The 20,812-nt window shown below is 41.9% G+C and carries 12 protein-coding genes and 1 pseudogene; 7 read left to right on the top strand and 6 right to left on the bottom strand.

What is annotated here, in order from left to right:
- Nucleotides 1–64: 64 nt before the first annotated feature.
- Nucleotides 65–844: a hypothetical protein gene (locus V7K84_RS33605; RefSeq protein ID WP_334844736.1), complete on the bottom strand. Its 780-nt coding sequence runs from the start codon at nt 842–844 to the stop codon at nt 65–67.
- A gap of 1,046 nt (nt 845–1,890) precedes the next feature.
- On the opposite strand from V7K84_RS33605, the gene V7K84_RS33600 reads away from it, so the two are divergent.
- The 4 genes and pseudogenes from V7K84_RS33600 (at nt 1,891) to V7K84_RS33585 (ending at nt 7,758) form a co-directional block, all read left to right on the top strand.
- Nucleotides 1,891–3,081 carry an efflux RND transporter periplasmic adaptor subunit gene (locus V7K84_RS33600; protein WP_334844734.1) on the top strand — a complete coding sequence of 397 codons (1,191 nt, stop codon included), beginning with the start codon at nt 1,891–1,893 and terminating at the stop codon, nt 3,079–3,081.
- An 18-nt stretch (nt 3,082–3,099) separates the two neighbouring features.
- Entirely contained in the window at nt 3,100–6,393 is a 3,294-nt protein-coding gene (locus tag V7K84_RS33595; RefSeq protein ID WP_334844732.1) for an efflux RND transporter permease subunit, read from the top strand.
- Between the two features lie 525 nt (nt 6,394–6,918).
- Nucleotides 6,919–7,221, top strand: a complete 303-nt coding sequence (locus tag V7K84_RS33590; protein ID WP_334844730.1) for a hypothetical protein — start codon at nt 6,919–6,921, stop codon at nt 7,219–7,221.
- 165 nt (nt 7,222–7,386) lie between these two features.
- Nucleotides 7,387–7,758: pseudogene (locus tag V7K84_RS33585) on the top strand (hypothetical protein).
- Between the two features lie 171 nt (nt 7,759–7,929).
- Here V7K84_RS33585 and nblS read toward each other — a convergent pair.
- Together nblS and purD are read right to left on the bottom strand one after the other, a co-directional pair.
- Entirely contained in the window at nt 7,930–9,876 is a 1,947-nt protein-coding gene (nblS, locus tag V7K84_RS33580; protein WP_334844729.1) for a two-component system sensor histidine kinase NblS, read from the bottom strand.
- 187 nt (nt 9,877–10,063) lie between these two features.
- Complete coding sequence (gene purD, locus V7K84_RS33575) at nt 10,064–11,341, bottom strand: phosphoribosylamine--glycine ligase (protein ID WP_334844727.1); 1,278 nt, start codon at nt 11,339–11,341, stop codon at nt 10,064–10,066.
- Between the two features lie 474 nt (nt 11,342–11,815).
- Between purD and V7K84_RS33570 the strand changes: the two genes are divergently transcribed.
- Complete coding sequence (locus V7K84_RS33570; RefSeq protein ID WP_334844725.1) at nt 11,816–12,775, top strand: NAD-dependent epimerase/dehydratase family protein; 960 nt, start codon at nt 11,816–11,818, stop codon at nt 12,773–12,775.
- 38 nt (nt 12,776–12,813) lie between these two features.
- On the opposite strand, the gene V7K84_RS33565 is transcribed toward V7K84_RS33570, so the two are convergent.
- Nucleotides 12,814–12,957, bottom strand: coding sequence for a hypothetical protein (locus V7K84_RS33565; RefSeq protein WP_334844723.1), 144 nt, complete (start codon nt 12,955–12,957; stop codon nt 12,814–12,816).
- Nucleotides 12,958–13,512: 555 nt separating this feature from the next.
- On the opposite strand from V7K84_RS33565, the gene V7K84_RS33560 reads away from it, so the two are divergent.
- Both V7K84_RS33560 and V7K84_RS33555 read left to right on the top strand, forming a co-directional pair.
- Nucleotides 13,513–14,418, top strand: coding sequence for a hypothetical protein (locus V7K84_RS33560; RefSeq protein ID WP_334844721.1), 906 nt, complete (start codon nt 13,513–13,515; stop codon nt 14,416–14,418).
- 23 nt (nt 14,419–14,441) lie between these two features.
- Nucleotides 14,442–14,795, top strand: coding sequence for a hypothetical protein (locus V7K84_RS33555; protein ID WP_334844719.1), 354 nt, complete (start codon nt 14,442–14,444; stop codon nt 14,793–14,795).
- Between the two features lie 182 nt (nt 14,796–14,977).
- Here V7K84_RS33555 and V7K84_RS33550 read toward each other — a convergent pair whose 3' ends face one another.
- Together V7K84_RS33550 and V7K84_RS33545 are read right to left on the bottom strand one after the other, a co-directional pair.
- Nucleotides 14,978–18,937, bottom strand: coding sequence for a DUF2157 domain-containing protein (locus V7K84_RS33550; protein ID WP_334844717.1), 3,960 nt, complete (start codon nt 18,935–18,937; stop codon nt 14,978–14,980).
- A 194-nt stretch (nt 18,938–19,131) separates the two neighbouring features.
- Nucleotides 19,132–20,724: a glycosyltransferase family 39 protein gene (locus V7K84_RS33545; protein ID WP_334844715.1), complete on the bottom strand. Its 1,593-nt coding sequence runs from the start codon at nt 20,722–20,724 to the stop codon at nt 19,132–19,134.
- Nucleotides 20,725–20,812: the final 88 nt, after the last annotated feature.

Here is a 20,812-nt window from a genome sequence, read left to right as displayed (position 1 = left end):
AAAATATCTCTCCTTTTAGGAGAAAGGTCAAACTGTAATACATCAAACGAGAACCACTATAAACTCATTGACTTGAAGTCTCCCTAATGTCTCGATGCCATCGTCCATCTTCACCCAGTCCAGGAATTTCATTAATTCCTAAAGTTTTTCTCAGAGCCAAATACGATTTTCCTTCTTCTGTAATGTGAAAATAGTTTTTTAAATCTCCTTTTACCTCTTGTTGAACTTTTTCAATTCCTTTCCCCAGAAAATTATTAATAAATCCCATAGCTCGAAGATGCTTCAGTTCCCTTGCTAAATCATTGTCAAATTCAAAGTGAAATTCTTCTTGGGAATTAAGCTTAATCAGATGACGAAGCTCATTGCCATCAATCAGATATCTAACTAAAAATTGCAATGTTGCTGATTGTTGCTCCTGAAGCAAGTCAATTCGCTTTTGTTGTCTATTCAGTTCGGCGATTTGCTCATCTTGCAAGTTATTGATATCATCCCGAACTTCTTGCTTAAGTCTCCTGAGCGCAATTCCTGTACCGGAAATTGAGATATCATCTATGCTATCTAACAAACCGGAGTTAAACAGTAAAATCAAACTAAATATAATAACTTCTGTATTTCCAATTCTACGGTTTTGTTGAGGAGTTGGGGTAGGAGAAAGTACAATAAAAAGTAAATACAATAATCCTGTAATAGACGCTATTTTTAGAAACCACCAGTTCATACTTGGCTTAGGCTTTTCTTTGGGTAAGCTAGCCTTGGAGTCTAGTGGTGACAACACTTGTTCTGAACTGCGCTCAGATTGGTCAAAAGCTAGTTTTTTGAGCGTTTCTAGCTCTTTATTAGCCATTTAAGTTCGCTGGTGGGATAGGGGACAGAAGATACGGATTGTATCTTCAAAGTGCGATCGCGTGAGTCTGTATCCTGAATGTGAAAGCGCCGTCTTTACTACATTAGAGAATACGTCGCACTCTTGATGATGTGCTTCATTCTACAGACAGATGGTGTTGCACCAAAATAAGTAATTTAAGTAAGTAGCTTAATCGTCCTTATCTGATTGCTGAAATACTCCTGGCGCAAAGGAGTGAATCTGAGGCGTGCTACTGTTAAGAGCGATCGCAACAGTCTAATATACCAGGGTTGTGATGCCGGAATTTGCTCGAATGTAGCAACCTACATCAGTTTTTGTCACAGAATGGAATCCATCCACAGGCTAATATTTTCATGTTCGAGCGACCCTTTTGCTGTGGGAAACAGTTTTTAAATTCCCTCTTTTAGCAGTCGGCATCTAAATCCAAATTAGGTGTACTGATAAGAAAGCGAAAGGAGATTATTTGCTCAAGCTCAAAAACAAGGAAAACCAACAGATGGCCAGCTAGATGAGTGGCAGCAAGACTTGAATCCGTAGCCGATGGCTGGTCAAAATTATGTTTGGAAGGAATGCATTCTGAGAAACAAGGTCTAATGCTTATGAGATTAAAGAACTGCATGACAAACTAGCAGACTAAACACACGAAGAACTAAAACAAATTAAACTACTACCAGCTGAAAACCGCTTGGAACAAAGGGCTAAATACATTGACATAAACGATCGACAGCGTGCAAAGTTGGCTGCAATGTCTTAATCGAGAGATTTTTTCAAGATGAATTTGTTTGAGGTAAATCCGTAATTCAGATTAAAGATGAATCCAATGATAAACCAAATAATTAGACATATAAAAAATTTACTGCGGCATTGAAGCCATTATTCTTTCTTAATACCTTGGATTGAGACGGAAATATTATGCAGTGTTGTATAGATTTAGCTAATTAACATTTTGTTTCATGCTAAAACGCGATTATCTACTCAAATACTTAAACTGTTTACTCGCAAATCCAGTATTAGTTATCGTACTAATGCTTACAACATTGACGAGTAGTTGTCAAAAAAACGATCCGGCAGCGAATGCTCAAAGCCCACCAGCATTGCCAGTAAAACTTCAGAGAATTGATGCAGGCACAATCGAAGAAAGTTCCGAGTTTGTCGGATCGTTGGAAGCACAGCAAAAAGTCATATTACAGCCCCAAACTCAAGGTAGAATCGAATCAATTCTCGTTTCGAGTGGTCAGCGAGTGCAGCAGGGTACGCCGATCGCGTCTTTGAGTTTAGATCAGGCTCAGGCTAATGTCGCCAGTTCGATCGCAGCTGCTAATTCGGTGCAAGCAGCATTGGCTACTGCTCAAGCAGAACAACAACAAGCCGAAGCCCAACGCACCAAAGCAGCTGCAAATGTTCAACTGCAACGGACACAGTTTAATCGTAGCCAACAGTTGGTCAACGAAGGAGCCATAGCTAGACAAGAGTTAGACATTGCTAGAAATAATTTACAAACTGCTCAAGCAGACCTGCAAACATCCGAAAAGCAAGTCGCAGCAGCTAGAGCAGCTGTCCGCCAAGCACAGGCAAATATCCGCCAAGCTCAAGCTAGCACGGCTGCGGCGCGAGTCAGCCTCAATTTTAAGCAAGTGGTAGCACCCATTACTGGCGTAGTTGGTGAATTTCCGGTCAAGGTTGGAGATTATGTCAACATCGGACAAACAATCACCACACTCACACAAAACGATTCACTGGATCTCAATCTTTCTATACCCTCAAATCGATTGCGTCAATTACGAACGAACTTACCCGTTCAGTTAATCGATCCCACCACCCAGCAATTGATTGGGACGGGTACGATTAGCTACATTTCTCCGAATGTAAGTTCTAATCAACAGTCAATACTGAGCAAAGCCCGCTTTCGGAATTCACAAGGGCGATTGCGCGATGGACAATACGTTAGAGGTCGCGTGATTTGGAATCGACAACCAGGTATCTTGATTCCCACTGTTGCAATTTCTCGCATTGGTGGGCAAAGTTTTGTGTTTGTCACCGAAAACAAAACCGTCAATGGACAACAGCAGCAAGTTGTACATCAACGTTTAGTGCGCCTGGGAGATATTCAAGGGCCCAATTATCAAGTTATCGATGGGCTTAAATCCGGCGAAACGATTGTAACTTCTGGCATTCTCAAACTTAGAGAAGGCGCACCAATTCAACCGATATCATAAATCCAGGATGGATAATTTATGATTTTTTCGATCGCGAATACCTTCATCAAACGCCCGGTATTAACTACCGTTTGCACTTTACTGATTCTGATTGTCGGTGGCGTGTGTATTCCGTTGCTGCCGCTTAATTACTTGCCAGATATTGCACCGATTCGCGTTCAAGTTTCAGCTTCCTATACTGGGGCGGATGTGGAAACTGTCGAAACTGCGGTGACAACTACGCTGGAGCGACAGATTAACGGCGTTGAGGGAATGCAGTACATGACCTCGAACAGTTCCGCAGGTAGTAGCCAAATTTCAGTATATTTTGGCTCGCAGGTAGATAAAAATATTGCCCAAGTTAACGTCCAAAATCGCCTCGCCCGTGCTACACCTCGCCTACCGACAACGGTGCAACAATTCGGTGTGACAGCACAAACATCTTCTACAAGTATTTTGTTAGTCTATGCTCTTTATCCCGAAAATAATGAGTATGACGCGCTGTTTATTAGTAACTATATCGACCTAAATTTGCGAGATCAACTGCTGAGAACGCCGGGAGTTGGAGATTTAACAATTTTTGGTGAAAAGCAATATGCAATGCGGTTGTGGCTCGATCCAAATGCACTGGCAAGTCGAGGCTTAACTGTGGCAGATGTCTCCACGGCATTGCGATCGCAAAACATTCTCGCCGGAGCCGGAACGTTAGGTCAATCGCCTATCCCTCCAGGTCAAAGTTATGAAATTCCGTTGCGAGTCAATGGTCAATTTAAAGATGCGTCAGAGTTTGAAAATCTAGTCATTCAAGCCGGAAGTAATGGCAGTTTAATTAAACTCCAAGATGTGGGTCGTGCAGAACTTGGTTCGGAGACTTACAGCAGCAATGCTAGAAATAATGGTAAGCCGTCAATTGGTATCGCAATTTATCAATTACCTGGTAGTAACGCCCTGGATGTCTCGAAAAACGTTCAGGCTCAGATGAATGAGTTGATGAAAGACTTTCCACCAGGGTTAAAAGCCCAGATTGTCTACGATACCGTTGGATTTGTGCAAGCGTCACTCGAAGAAGTATTGAAAACACTAGTTGAAGCGATCGCTCTTGTTGTACTAGTGATTTTTCTGTTTCTGCAAAACTGGCGAGCCACAATTATTCCCCTGGTTGCCATTCCCGTTTCATTGATTGGGGCGTTAGCATTCGCTTACGTGTTTAAATTCTCGTTGAATAATTTAACGTTATTTGGCTTAATTTTGGCAACAGGATTAGTTGTAGATGATGCCATTATCGTTGTTGAAGCGATCGCCCGCAAAGTTGAACAGGGAATGCGACCACTGCAAGCATCAGTCGAGGCAATGGATGAACTTACCGGAGCGGTAGTTTCAACGTCGCTGGTATTGATGGCGGTGTTTATCCCGGTGGCATTTTTCCCAGGTTCGACAGGAAAAATGTATCAACAGTTCGCGTTGATTATTGCTTTTTCAATCGCTATCTCAACGTTTAATGCCCTTTCCTTTAGTCCGAGTATATCGGCAATTCTGCTCCGCCCACCTCGCCCTGCACGCGGCCCGCTTGGTTGGTTTTTTGGTCGTTTCAATCAAATTTTACAATGGATAATTGAAAAGTATTTAGCGACGGTGAATTTTCTGATTCGCATTCGTTATGCGGTAATCGGATTATTTGTGGTTGGTTTAGCTGCAACTTATTTCATGTTTACCCATGTTCCCACCGGATTTGTTCCGAGTGAAGACCAGGGAATTGTCTTAGGTATTATTCAAGGCCCAGATGGAGTTGCCCTCAACTATACCGACCAAGTAATTACCAAACTCGAACAGATTCTCGAAAAAGAACCAGAGGTGAGTAACGTTTTTGCCACTTCGGGATTTGGCTTTGCAGGTAGTGGCTCAAATCGCGGCGTGTTCTTTGCAAAACTCAAGCCGTGGGAGGAGCGCACTCAACCCAATCAAACTGCCTCTGGAATCTTAGCCCGAATAAATAAAGAGTTTGCAACAATTCCAGAAGCTATTATCACCGCAGTCAGTCCCCCACCAATTCAAGGCTTTAGTACGTTAGGGGGATTTGAATTACAGCTAGAAGACCGTACCAACGGAAGACTGACAATCAATGATTTTTATGCAAATGCTCAAGCGGTAATCGCCCAAGCAAATCAAAAACCGGCGCTCAATGGCGGCGTTTTTACCCAGTTTACTGCCAGTACACCACAGTTTCAAATTGACTTCGATCGCACTCGTTTAGAAGCGCTTAACATCGATTTTCAACAAGCTGTGAACACACTCGGAGCTGCAATTGGTTCTCAGTATGTTAACGATTTTACCTTGGGACAGCGTACCTACCGCGTATATGTTCAAGCAGATGCGAACTATCGGCGATCGCCTGATGATATTCGACGGCTTTATGTGCGATCGGCAAATAATCAAATGGTTCCATTGAGTGAGGTTGCAAAAATCACACCTACTACAGGGCCATCAGTGATTTCCCATTACAACGGCTTCCGCGCGATCGATTTACAAGGTAGAGAAGCATCGGGCTACAGTAGTGGACAGGCAATTCAAGCAATGCAACAAGCGGTGACTGAAGCAGCAACACCGGGGGTTGGCAGTGATTGGATTGGAACTGCCCGCGAAGAATTAAGTGCAGGTAACTTGGGGATTTTGATTTTTGGCTTCGGGATCATTATGGTGTTTCTGACGCTGGCTGCTCAGTATGAAAGCTATATCGATCCGGCGATTATTTTGTTAACTGTACCGTTAGCGTTGTTAGGCGCATTGAGTGCCTTATCTTTGCGCGGTTTGGTGAATGATGTCTACGCAAACGTGGCGTTAGTGATGCTGATTGGATTAGCGTCAAAGAACGCGATTTTGATCGTCGAGTTTGCCAATCAAGCCCTAGAAGAAGGTGTGACAATTCGACAAGCAGCCATAACCGCAGCGCAAGAAAGATTTCGACCGATTGTGATGACTTCAAGCGCCTCCTTGCTGGGATTTTTCCCCCTAGTAATTGCCACCGGAGCCGGTTCTGCCTCGCGCTGGTCGTTAGGAACAGCCTTATTTGGTGGGTTACTCGTGGCAACGATTTTGAGTTTGCTGATTGTTCCAGTCCTGTACGTAATCATCAAGACTTTGGAAGAACGCTTCTTGAAGAAAAAACCTGCTAAACCCTCGCAACCGCCATCCCCAGATGGAAACGAAGATGGACAATCAAGAGCGATGCCAACTCCAGCCGGAGACGGTGCGCGAACGACGAACGCTCATCAACATTCATCTGTAATTATCAAGCAGAATGCTGATGATAACAGACGTAATGATTCGAGTAAATAAAAAAGGAAGAGGGTTAAGCCAACAAACACAATGAATCGCCGTCTCTACAATAACCAGTCTTTTGTAGAGACGGCGATTTATCGCGTCTTCGTGATGATTTATCGTATCTTTCGCAATCTAAAATTTTCATCAAAAAACCTTAACCAAACCGTATTAGGCGTCAGCCTGCCATTAGGCAAGCGGAGAGAGGCTTAGTACAGCATTTCATTAATTCGTAGCAAATTATTAAATTTGGCAATACACGACAATGCTAATGCATCGGCTTGCAATGTTAATGCATCGCCTTGCATTAAAAACACTACGCTTTTACGCAAAGCTGTACTTAGAAAGCTACTTTCATTTTTTCTCTGTTTCTATGAAACCATCCTGCCTCTCGAAGAGCGGAGAGGGGATTCAGTACCAACTCAACCCAGAATCAGTATTATTACAAGAGGTAAAGATTAAGCTGTAACTTTGGGAACCACTGAGACAATATAAAGTATCTCCTAATAATTTAGCAAAGTTATAAGCATTGGAGCGAAGCAAATGAACGCTAAATTAATCGTTTTTTCTGCCTTTGTGACAGCATTTGTAGGTGCAGGAATTGGCTTTATTACTGCTAGTTTACTTCCTTGCCCGTACACAAGTCAAATGTATAAAGGTTTGGAACAAAAATATGCGATCGTTGGTGCATTTGCTGGCTTGCTAATTGGCTCTAGTCAAGAAATGATTCGAGAACTCAAGCAAGAGCGGGATGCGGAAGAAGACTTGCTGCGAGATTTGAACACAGCTATTCACTCAAGTGCAGATAAAGGGAATTTACGATCGCAGTTTTTTGACAAGGACTAAAGCTAGTTTAGTAGTCAGCTTGCTTAATTGACGTTTAACCAATCAAAGCGATCGTGCAGGGCAAACGTATCTAAGAATTTCTCCTTGTAAAAAATTTGGTCTCTGTTACTCGTAAAATCCAAGAATGGCTAGAATCAAAGTGTTTACCTATTTTCACTAAAGCTTTTGGCTACTGTATCTTGTCCCCACTGCCATCAACTTGTTGATAGTCAAGCTCTTAATTGTCCTTATTGCCGGACAACACTCAAAGCTTACGGTCATCCCGGTATTCCATTGCACCGCGCCGCTGGGGATGGGTATCTGTGCGACACCTGCACCTATCACGCTGATGATACTTGCAATTTTCCTAAACGTCCCTACGCCAAAGATTGTACCCTCTACCAAAATATTGAAGAGACAAAGTTAGAGTTAGAACAGCAGCGTTACACTAACAGTTTTGCTGTAACTGTAAAAAGTTAGGTAAAACGCAATCAGGTTTTGCTGTTGCTATTAGGTTTATTATTGGTCTGTTTGTTGTTCGTTATATTAAGGTCTTGATTTGGGTTTAGTGGGGAGCAGGGGAGGCAGGGGAGCAGGGGAGGCAGGGGAGCAGGGGAGAGTTGCAGTAAGTTTATCCCTCTGCCCCTCTGCCCCTCTGCCCCTCTGCCCCTCTGCCCCTCTGCCCCTCTGCCCCTCTGCCTCTTGTACCCAATCCCCAATCCCTAATCTTCAAGCTGTGGTGATTTTGGATGCTTCCGCAATAGGTTCAACTTGTATCAGTGGCGCTTTTTCCTCAAAGGTGGCTAAGTCGAACCAAAAGGTGGTGCCAATGCCAACTTCACTCACTAGATGGACTTTACTACGATGTCTGTCGATGATATTTCTGACAATCGATAAACCTAAACCCGTGCCTTCTAGGGTGTGAACTCGGTTTTCTACGCGGAAGAAGCGTTCAAAAATTGAGTGTTGATCTTCTGTGGCGATGCCAATTCCAGTATCGGAAATTTCAATTCGCACTGGTGCAGATTCGGTGTGACTGGGTTTGAAATCTAGTTGGTAGGCGCGGATTGCTACTTTACCACCGGCTTTGGTGAATTTAAGGGCATTACCAATTAGGTTGCCAAACACTTGTACTAACAGATCGTAATTACCTAATACTAGCGGCAAATTAGGGGCAACTTCCTGAACAAGTTCAACACCTTTATCTTTTGCATTGAGTTGGTAAGTACGCAGAGTTTGCTCGATCGCTTGGGCTAAATCTACGCCATCGAAACTGTAGTTGCGACCAGATTCGAGTTTTGATAAATCCAAAACATCGTTAACTAGGCGGGTGAGGCGATCGGTTTCATGGTTGACTGTTTGCAGAAACTCTTGGCGTTCTTGTAAAGCTAAATCTTCGCCGTAGTCGTGCAGGGTTTCAATATAGGTTTTAATGTTGAATAGAGGCGTTCGCAGTTCGTGAGAAACGTTGCTGATAAATTGACTTTTTGCGTCGTTTAGTTCAACCTCACGGGTTATATCTTGAATAGTAATCGCAATACCTTTAATACTTTCCCTTTGCAGGTTGAGTACTGTAGTTAAGAGAATGCGGATCGTCCGTGGGGTCGGTTGGTTAATAAAGATTCGGAATTCGGCGCTTTCGCATTCGCCTGCTGCCATTTCGTACAAGGGACGGGTGATTTCGATTTGTACTGATGCTGGCAAGTGATGCAAGACATTGCAACCTACTACATTAGCGGCTTCCCAGCCAAAAATTCGCTCTGCTGTGGGGTTGACTAAAATCACCTGCATATTGTTATCAATCAACACAGCGCCATCTGCGATCGTGGAAACTAGGGTTTCTAGTTTGGCTTTTTCTGCGGTCAGTTCCTCAATATTCTGTTCTTCATAGCGCTCTAATCGCTCTGCCATTTCATTAAAACTTAAAATTAATTCCCCTAGTTCGCCTCCTAAAGGTAAATTAATGCGCTGCTTAAAATTCCCGGTAGCAATTTGCTTTACCCCCACTAGCAGTTCTTTAATGGGCTTGGTGATGGTCAAGGCGTTAATCACTCCTGCCAAAATCACCATTACCCAAATTGTGATAAAAACGGCAATGGTGACATCGCGGGTAAAATTGGTGGAGATAATAGCGGTCTGATTGGGGTTGATGCCGATCGCTAATACACCTAAGTATTTTTTATTGACAATCAGGGGAATAAATACATCGGTGACTATCCCATCTGGGGTTATGTGTTGCCGCACCATCGGCTTTTCCCCATCGCCTGGGTAATCTTCTGGCAGTTGTATCCGCCGTTTAATGGTGAGTGAGTTTTCTACCTCAGCCTCCCAAAAAGGAATGCCAAAAAAGATTTCCCCGTTTTCATCGGCGTAGAGCATATAACGCACGCTAGAGGTGCTGCTATAAAAGCGTTGGGAAAATTGGGCAACCTCTGTGAGATTATTATCCGCGATTAAGGGGGCAACGTTGGCAGCAAGCAGCAGCCCCAAATCACGACCGAAGCGGGTGTCATTCATCCGCGCATCCTGCTGAATTGTATTCACAGCCCAGAAGGTCAAACCACTCATCACCAACGAAACTACCATTGTGGCCACAGCTAGCAGTTTAGTCTGGAGGGTGAACTCTGACCACCAACTAGCGATCGCATCTCGAATTGTTTTTAACAGACTTAGCATCTTAAATAAAGTTGTTAGTAGTCTTTGTTATAAAGTCCAACAACTTAAAAATTAACAGTTAATTTGACAAATATGTCAGGGGAAGGAGGAATAGGGCATAGGACACTTGTACTGAGCGACTAGTGCCGAGCGGAGCCGAGGTAAGTCGAAGTATTGGAGATTGGGCATGGTAAATAACTCCTAACTCCTAACTCCTAACTCTATAACCGATATCTCTCCGGTAATATATCCCTTCAAACTGAATATATTTGATACCTGCGTAGGCTTGGGCGATCGCTTGCTCAAAATTTTCTCCAATTCCTGTCACATTTAATACTCGACCCCCATCTGTGACTATTTCTTGTTGCTGGTTCAATTTTGTACCTGCATGAAATACAGTTGCTCCTGTTGCCTCTGCTTCCTCAATGCCAGTAATCACCTGGCCCTTCTCATATTCTCCTGGATAACCACCGGAAGCGGCAACCACAGTGGCAGATGCTCCCCCTTTCCAAGCAATGGGCGGCAATTCACTTAAGCGCTGCTGTACACAGGCTAGAATCAACTCTTCTAGGGGTGTTTCTAACAGTGGCAAAATCACCTGGGTTTCGGGATCGCCAAAGCGACAGTTAAATTCCAAAACCTTCAAGTCGCCATCGGGTGCAATCATTAACCCAGCATACAACACGCCTCGGTAATCAATGCCTTTAGCTCTTAAAGTGGCGATCGCTCTTTCTAATACTTCTGTTTGAATGCGTGCCATCAACTCTGGTGTAGCGATGGGTGCGGGGCTGTATGCTCCCATCCCGCCAGTATTTTCGCCTGTATCGCCGTCACCAATTCGCTTATGATCTTGGGCTGGCAACAAGGGTCTAATTGTTAACCCATCAGTCAATGCTAAAACTGATACCTCTTGCCCAATCAAACATTCTTCAATGACGACAAATTCCCCAGCACTGCCAAATTGTCCTTGAAAAATTGCATCAACGGCACTTTCCGCTTGTGCAACTGTTTCAGCCACCGTTACACCCTTACCAGCCGCCAAGCCATCAGCTTTAACAACAATTGGCGCACCCTGAGATTTGACGTAAGATTTTGCTGCCGCAGCTTCCGTAAATACCGCAGCCCGTGCCGTCGGAATCCCTGCTTCTTGCATCAAGGCTTTTGCCCAAGCTTTACTCGCCTCAATTTGCGCTCCGGCTCTGACTGGGCCAAATACCATCAATCCTTTATCTTGGAGGTAATCAGTGATTCCCTTAGATAAGGGGACTTCTGGCCCAACTATTACCAGAGTTATGCCATGTTCTAGAGCATATCGGCTCATACCCTCAAAATCGTCTACTGCTAAGGGCAAGTTTTGGCAACGTTCCATACTCGCCGTGCCCCCATTCCCTGGTACACAGACAACTTGCTCAATTTGCTTAGATTGCAACAGTTTCCATGCCAGAGCGTGTTCGCGCCCCCCATTACCGACAACTAAAACTTTCACTGATTTCCTCGTGCGTCCCTTGCAAAATGAGAATACCTTAACTGCTCTCGCGGATCAATTTTTTCATCAATTCTCACACTTGTGCAAGTTTATTCTGGTTTACAGGAGAATTCAGGAGTCAGGATTTAGGAGTCAGAATAGGCTTATGGTGTCAATTTAAGGTCAAATGCTTGTCCCACATACACTTGAGACGCGATAAATCGCCGTCTCTACAAGTATTTTGGGCTTATCTGAATTGTAAGTTTTGTCTTAAAAATTAAATTTAACTAATTAGTAAAATTTTAATTTTTATTGTCAACAATTACTAAATAAAGTTAGTAACATCTTTTCAGCACAACTGTATTAGTTGAATTATCTTTTCTGCTGAGACAAATCAAATTATCTAGGGAAAAATCATCAATCAATAACCAATTTTTGATTATAATTATTAACTTGTGAATATTGCGGTTAATCAAGATATAAAAAATCAGCAAAATGGCTAAAATTATCGTTACTGGAGTCGCAGGCTTTATTGGTTCTCATCTTGCAGAAACATTGCTACAACAAGGAAATGAAGTAATCGGGATTGATGAATTCAATGATTATTACGATCCGATGTTAAAGCGAAACAATGTTGCACATTTATATCGTTTACCTAGTTTTGCATTAATTGAAGGAGATATGCAGTTTTTAGATTGGCAGAAACTCCTAAAAGATGTTGATGTAGTTTACCATCAAGCGGCACAAGCAGGGGTCAGAGCAAGTTGGGGTAAAGCTTTTCGAGGCTATACAGAACGAAATGTTAACGCTACACAAGTTTTGCTGGAAGCAGCTAAAGATGCTAAACACCTGAAAAGATTAGTGTTTGCCTCTTCATCTAGTGTATATGGTGATGCAGAAACATTACCTACCCACGAGAGAATTTGTCCTCAACCGGTTTCTCCTTACGGCATTACGAAGCTAGCAGCAGAGTTTTTATGCGAACTGTATTACAAGAACTTTGGTGTGCCCTGTGTGACATTGCGCTATTTCACAGTTTATGGCCCCAAACAGCGCCCAGATATGGCATTTCATAAGTTTTTTCAATCCATTTTGCGCGATGAGGCGATTCCCATTTACGGCGATGGCCAGCAAACGCGGGAGTTTACGTTTGTTAGTGATATTGTCGCCGCTAATTTAGCCGCCGCTACCGCACCCGAAGCAGTGGGAGAAATCTTTAATATCGGTGGTGGTAGCAGGGTGGTTTTAGCAGAAGTCTTAGATACGATTGAAGAAATTGTTGGGAAGCCAATCAAAAGAAACTACATAGAAAAAGCGATGGGAGACGCGCGCCACACGGCTGCTGATGTATCTAAAGCGCAGAAAATTCTCGGATATCAGCCGCAAGTCTCCCTAAAAGAGGGTTTGACGCAGGAATGGGAGTGGGTAAAATCTTTGTATTCCCTATCTTTCTAATTTTCCTCTTTTTCTTTATCTGTTTAACCGTCTTGCCTTTAGCTGGTAGTCAAAACAACACCTTGGCGCACAGCACGCTTGCGCTCGCTTTTACGAGTACCTCCAGCCATCTGATACTCATGGCTATTTTTTCCAAACTTATAAGCAACGCCAAGTAAAATTTTTTCAGAATAATCTGCCAAAGCCCGTTCATTTTCGGTGATTTGGGTTAGTAAAACATCAATAGTAGAGAGGGTAGTATTGTAAGCTTCCAGTGATTGACGAAGACTTTCAATTTTCTCAGTATAATCTTTAACTGTTAAATTATCTCCTACATCTAGAGTAGGACTGATAGATTTAATGCTAGGCAGAAGTTCTTGCAGGGAAGGCGGAAGTTGCTACAGACTGCACGAAACACTGAAACGTCAACCCTGGAGCAATATTTTTTGATGTATTAGGGACTTCCAACAAATAAATTATCCAATCTTGCAGGGATTGACCAAGATTTTGCACAAACCGATCGCTTTGTGAGTCTATCCATATCAGCAATAATGAAAATTTTTATCAATAATTAATTTCTTGGAAACCTAAATACCTTCCTTTGAAAGGGAGATAGAAGAGGGCATGAAAGCATTTTTGTGTTTGAGATTGGTTTCATCAAAGGCATCAAGTTTAGAAAAAAACCTCTAACGCGATCGAAAAATTCCGAAATTGACTAATTAGGGAGTGGAGAAGGAAATAACAGCGATATACGTTTTATGTTTAGAAAGGAGATTACTATCAAATATAAATTTGTTATTAGAGCATCAATCATCTCTTTTCTTGGAGCTTCATTAGTTGCCTGTGGTGCTTCTCTAAGAGAGTATAAAAAATTTGCCAACGCTGGACAAGAATATGCAATTGCGCTAGATACTTTATTAGTTACATCAGGAAACTATGCTGTTGATGCAGATTCGGAAAAATTGCTTAGGAATCGCCTAGAAGATACAGTCAAAGATCGTGAAGAAATGTATGTCGACATGACTAAAAAAGATAAGCAATGGCTTATATTAATTGGACAAATGCGCCAACATACCGATCTACTCAAACGCTACTTTATTGCTTTAGAAAATTTAGCAACCTCCGATGCTCCAACACAAGCGCAAGAAGTTACTGAAGATATTTTCACTCAATTAAATAATGTCAGCGCTAATATTCAAGGTAATCCTCTTGTCTCTGAAGAAACTGGCTCTGCTTTATCTGAAATTCCTAAAATTATATTGAGTAATAAAATTAAAGGTGCGTTGAGAAAAGAATTAGAGCAGAGGAAAGAAACGATTTATCGAGAGCTTGCTATTCAGGAATCAGTACTGGAACTTCTTACTATTCAACTACAAAGTAGTTTAAAAACAATTCAAGACAATCAGGAAAATCGTTTACTTTTTAAACCTTATACGGCTGCCGATTCAATTAGCGATCCTGACGAATGGATAGAAAAACGGCGGGATATCTTAACGATCACACTTTCGATAGAAGCTTTGAATAATGCAAGTGAATCAGCCAAAGACTTCAAAGAAGCTTTTAAGCTACTCCTAGAAGATAAGTTTACTATTGCACGTGCTAATGAACTTTTGTCTGATATCAATTCCCTAGTTCATGTAGCCGAAGAAATCAAAAACAACTAAGAAACCAAAGGAGAATTAATTTTATGTCAGAGATAGCATTTAATATCGATAGCAAGAAAAAATTAGCATTTCTTAAAAATATCAGCGCTATAGACGAGAAATTATATCAAATTGGTGTTGAAAGTAAATTTACCGATCCAAAACAGAAAGAAGAATTTAAAAATCATCGTCAAAAATGGACAAAGTTTGTCAACACAGTCCAGATCAATACTGCTACTGTTCTGGTCAACAAACTGGAGCAAAATGAGAAAGGTTTTGAAGATGGCATTAAAGCGATAAATCAAGAAATTCAGGAAATAAATGATACTGTAGGTTTCTTAGAAATTTTGGGTCGGACGATTGATATATTTGATAATATTGTTCGTTTGGCAATTTGACAGGGCTACGGTGTACACACAAGTCTGAAATAGCTGATTAACCAGGGTTTTACCCCACCCTAACCCTCCCCTTGTAAAGGGGAGGGAACTAGATTTCCGGTCTCCCCCCAATGCATCGGGGGGATTAAGGGGGGTAATTCTACTTGCGATCGCCTGTTTGATTAGTTTAATCCTTAGCTTACCTATTCCCATGATTGAAATTCATTAATGGCACTACGAATTAAGGAAGTTATTTGAGCGCGACGGGTTTCAAAGTTGGCGGCGATGTAAATCAGTAAAATGCCAACTAGCAAACCAATAATCCATTTTAAAAAGGAGTACTGTAAGCTGAAAATTACTGATTGATAGATTGTAGTAATTAAAAAAGTGGCTGTACCAATGTAGAGAAAAGCGCGCACTCGTAAAGCTAATCCGGCAAAAATGGCGATGAGACTAAAAATTCCCGGTATCCAAGCTGCGTTTTGATGAAATAAAATTGCCCATCCACAAATTAAACCACTACCTAGCACTCTCAGAAAATGACGAGATATTTTGTACTCTGGTAACTTCAGTTGGGTATCCACTTGAGCCATATAAAGCAGTGATAACCCAATTGGTGTTACATACCACAAAGCATCAGTCAAGCGTAAAGAATCAAACCAACGGTAAAGTGCCCAATCAATTAACGCCACACTAATATAGGTGAAACGGATGTTTTCACCTACTTTTGCTAGAAAGATGTAAAAACCAGCTGCGAGTACTAAGGTTATGGGGTAAGTTTGCAGTCTAGTTTCCCATAAAATTATCAGAGGTATGATGTATGCAGCTTGTTGCCAAGGTCTTTTAGACCAACTCCAATTTTCCCAAGGTAGGATGTACAAAAAGTAGGCTACCACACAAGCGATCGCACCATTCCAAGGAACTAATGGCCCAGCCCAAAATCGCCCTACTGCTGTCTCCCGCCAATAAATCCTCATCCCGGCTACCTCTAATAAGCCAAGGTAAACCCACATTTCGGCGATTGTAATTCCTGCAAAGATACTGGGGGAAATACGCGAATTTCGTCCTTGAAAGATGGCATAGCGAATCAAAAATACTCCCGTTCCCAATCCCACCAAACGGTTAACTGCAATGGGAAGAGGAATGGCAGCCATTAATAAACAGCTACTCCAAACCCAATGAATATGGGCAATTCTTTTTAATTCTTGAGGAGTTAGATGTAAGTAGCTGACTAGCCTTGGCGACAGAATCCGGTAAGCATACATGATACTCGCGCCAAGGGCAGACATGGCAATCAATCCATCACCTAATGCTCCTCCTGAAGCTTGTGACATTTGATAGAACAAAAGTTCATAAGCAGAAATTGATACGCTAATAATTCCTAAGTAAAGTAAGGGTTTAAAGCTTGTGTGCCGTCGCCCTATGCCAATAATAATTAAAGCTACACCCAAGGAATACAAACCTGTCCACTGGGTGAAGGTGTTCAAACGCAGCAATACACTAAATGCACCATAAATTAATGGCAAAATGTGCAGGCTGCTAGGAAACCTTTCTAATTGATGTCGTCGTCGCCACCACTCGCCGACAAGTTGAGTAATTAAACCCAAAGCGATGTTTGCAATTGCAATTCTCACAAGTGAGCGTTCCCCCAACCCTAGCACTTGGGTAATTAACAATTCCAAACACCAACCAATACCATAAAATGCCCAATTTGTCGGTTCGAGCCAACTGCGATAAACAATGGCTGCCAGGGTTATTGCAGTGGCAATTAAGAACAAAAATCCTGAAGTCGTAAACCCTTGGTAAATCAGCACTGTGTGCAGTGTCAAACTTAATAATTCAACACTACACAAAGCGATCGCCCATTTATCGCTAGCGGCTGCATAGATAACTGCTAATTCGTTACCGCGTTGGTTCAAAACTGTCCGCGCTAACCATAGACTGAGAGTTGCGATCGCTCCTACAACAAACCAACCTGCTACCGCTAGGCGAGGCAAACCAGGTACACCCGTCCACAGTAGCGCCCCAATGAAACTTAAAACAAATCCTTCTGTAATTACCGCAGATACTTGGTTTCGCAAATAGCGCGTATTTGCAAACATCAATCCAGCACCTATAGCCAAACCGATTAATCTGATTCCTGGTAGTTGTAAAGTTAGTAGCTGGGCAATTATCACAGCTAAAACACTCAAGTAACGGCTAGTAATCCGCCGCTCTATAATTGCGGCATTGGCAACACCTGTGAGAGCTAAAGGCGTAACTAGCCATAAAACTCCCCAATCAGATCGGTTATCAGTGATGCCATACCAAGATGATTCTGTATTCATCCACAAAAGGAAAAAACTCGCTGCGGCTAATCCTAAACCGATATCCCATGCACTACGTTGCCATAGTCCTTCCTGCAAGCTAAATCGCCATTCTGCAACCATGAGAGCCAATAAAATACTTGCCCAAACTTGTTGACTCAGGGTTGGGAATAACCAATTAATGGTAAAGCAAAATGTCAGCACCCCCATAATGTGGGTTAGATATACCAGGGGAAGGGATGAGGGGGAGCGGCGTTGAGTAACGAATGCGAGAGTGGCGGTAGAAAATAGCAGATTTAGCGATCGCAATGTGGGATTTACGAGAGCGATCGTTGTTAAAAAAGCTCCAAATAACAGGGCGAGGAGTTCGCCAAACCTAGCTAATTCTCGCTTTTGGCTGCGATACAAACTATCTGTAAGCGCCACCATCAAAATTACGTAGGGAAATAAAGCTATACCCAGTAGCGCCCAAGGTTCATTTTGAGAATTGGTAAGTTGGGTACTAGTTGCGATCGCTAATTTCTGTAAGTTATCGGGTACTAATCGCCAACCTAGCAAAATCGTCTCTAAGCCGATCGCGAAAACCCCTGCAAAGTCTCGCTTTAAACTGTACCGCCACAAGCGACTCCCCACAAACCACAAACCCAAACCACTGACAGCTATTGCTTGCCAAGGATAATTTACTACCGATACCACCCAACCCAAAAAGAGTAAAACCCCACCAAATCTTTCCCAGAGTAAGAGGGATGAGGGAGACAAGGGAGACGAGGAGTATATTAATGTTACTTCCCCCGCTTCCCCTGCTCCCCTGCTCCCCTGCTCCCCTGCCTTCCTCCTTCCCTGCTGCGCTAACCAAGTCATCAACCAGCCACAAATGCCAATAGCTAACCCCAACAGTGTGACATCTACTTTAGTAACAAAAATTGCCCGCACCAACAATACTATTAAAGAATAAATAATTACAGCGGCAGGTAAACTAATACTTAAGCTACGGCGCTCGCCTCGATCTTCCTCGCTGACAGTATGAGGCTGTTGGAAAAGATTGTGATAAACGGTAATAATAGTTGTGGCGATCGTTGCCAGATAAACAGCAATTAAAGGAAATCCTCTTAACTGCCAACCCCAATGCAGATAACTCAGCCCCAGAATATTTACCAGAGGTAATTTGCCAGGATGTAAATTGGTAAAAATAGTCCGATTTTTGGAGAGTAAAACAGTTATAGCAGTGAGGGTAGGACAGGCGATCGCAACTACAATCCAATCCACAGGATTTTGCCACAATTTAAAGCTATCCATTGCCCAAAAATTCACTGGCACCAACAAAAGAGTGGCAATCAGCAATGTCTGAGCCGTCAATCTGAGGTTATTTTGCCTAGTCGCCCAAAAGCTTAATCCCCAAAAACTCAAAGTATAAGCAAATAAAACCCCGTACTGTCCAGAAGCAGGAAACCTCGCCCATTGACTAGCAGCCAGTACCCCAGAAGATACAACTACCAGGAAAACCCCTAGAAAAAGTAGCCAACGCACACTCAGTTCTGCTCCCAAGGACTGCAACATTGTGCCGATGAAGTTGGGTTTAGCTGGTTTTTGTTGTGGTTGTTTACCGCTACTAGATTGTAAAGCTGCTATGGGCAACTGCTGCACGGAATCGGAAGTTGCAAATACTACCTTTGTTTGAACTTCAGCTTGAGGTTGCAACACCACCGCACAAACCAGAAACTCTCGACATAACTGCCTGACTTGGGCATCAGATATCAAACCTAAACGCAGCCATATATCCAGTCCTTCTAATAATTCAGGATGGGAAGATGGTAGTCTGATTTCAATTTTTAGCGGGCGCTCAAGGGGCGATGACATAAGCGGCAGCAGTACAAGTATATACTTAAATTATTTGTTTAATTAAAGTATATTTTTGCTCTAACTGTGCCACTTATCAGGCTAATTGATATTAATTTTTAACCCAATACAGTTTAGATAAACCCAAAACCCCGATCTAGAGACGCGATTTATCGCGTCTTTACGATATCCCTAGATATGCTCGTATACTTAGTTTAATTAGATTTTGTTATTTTCCAGAGATAGTGGTTTACCTGCTGTAACTTTGAGTTATAAACTTTTTCAATTCCAGCTTTTAAAAAGTCAGACGGCTCGAACAAGAACAAAAATATGTCACTAAAGCCATTAGTAATCTCTGGTAATTTATTTTTTCCGACAATTTGAAATTGCACTTTTGGGTCGATTAATTCACTAAGTACTTGTAGTGGCGGAATAATATTATCCTCATCACTAATTAAAAGCGGTTTCTTTCCTTGATTAATGATATTAGCAATTTGAGGATATTCTTGGTATTTATCAGGCACTTGGTTCCACCAAATCTGTGCTTGAGAGTGAACCACACAAGATACAACTTCACCCATAATCACCATAAACGCTACAAGCGACCAAAACTTTTTTTGCCAAGCTTTAGTAGAAGTAGACGCGATCTTAGTTGTAAATAGGTAAGCCACAGCTAACTGTATACCTAAAACTGAAGGAAGTGTATATCGACTAGTCGCGAATCGCTTTTGAAATACGAAATCTGTTATCAGTAAAGGAAGCCCTAAAGATCCAATCAAGGTTAAGACAAATAACCAAACTTTTTTAGAGGTTTTTCGACACACAACATAAATTGAGTAGCTGATTAAAGCTAAAATAATTAAAATAAAAGGAATTAAGACAAACTTGAGTTTTCCAGGTTCATTAGGACTAATACCTAAATCAAGAAACGCACGACTAAAGATACCAGCCCACCTTGTAACTGACATAAATAATGTTTGTTTAGTATTCGCCCAAGTGACTGCTTCTGGTTGAGGATTGGTAATAATAATCCAAATCCAAGGTACAAAACTTATAAACCCCGCAAGCAATGATAGGACGTAGTAAATCGATGTTTTACTCAATCGAAAGCGTTCGATTATAACTACATAAATTCCCTGTGCAAAAGCAACCAAGGTAAAAAATAGATGAGTATAAAACCCTATTGATAATGTTGCTACATAAATGCACCAACTAACTTTTGTTTGAAGGCGCATGGCTCGCAGCAGTGCTACGCTCGACATTAAGATGGCTACTATCCCTAAACTGTACGATCGCGCTTCTTGTGCATACACGATATGAATCGGTGAAATGGCTACTAACCCGATGGCTATCCACCCGACTAGTGAAGACTCAAATAATTCTTGACATAGCCAATAAAGACAAGGAAAGGTAAGCAGACTAATAAATGCCGAAAAACTTCTGATCGCTGCTACAGAATTGCCAAAGCACTCTACCCAAAACCGGGTCATCAAGATATATAGTGGCAATATCTGCGAGTCTTCTAAAATAAGCCCTTTAATTGTATCAATTACATTTTTGTCAGGATTAGTATGCTGGTATTTATGTAAATCTTCTATGCTAATCAAACGACCATTACTTAATTGCGTTTTCATTTCGGACAGCTGATAGCCAGATATGCGTAATGATGACAAAACTTCATCACCCCAATAAATTTTTTTGTCAATATTGACGAAACGAAAAAATACACCTATTACTAATAGGATGATAATGAAAAAACGTAACCAATATTTAGAAATAGTCCATTTCTGTGATAATTGCTTTTTCATGTAGTTTTCAATCTCCTCAAAGCCTTAATTAACCTTGGTAAAAAGGCAACTCATAATTTGTTATTAGCAACAGGCTAATAACAAAATA

The sequence above is a fragment of the Nostoc sp. genome, from assembly GCF_036917315.1.
In the GTDB taxonomy this organism is placed as follows: domain Bacteria; phylum Cyanobacteriota; class Cyanobacteriia; order Cyanobacteriales; family Nostocaceae; genus Nostoc.
Note: the sequence above shows the minus strand (reverse complement) of the source record. Positions and strands in the feature narration are given on the sequence as shown.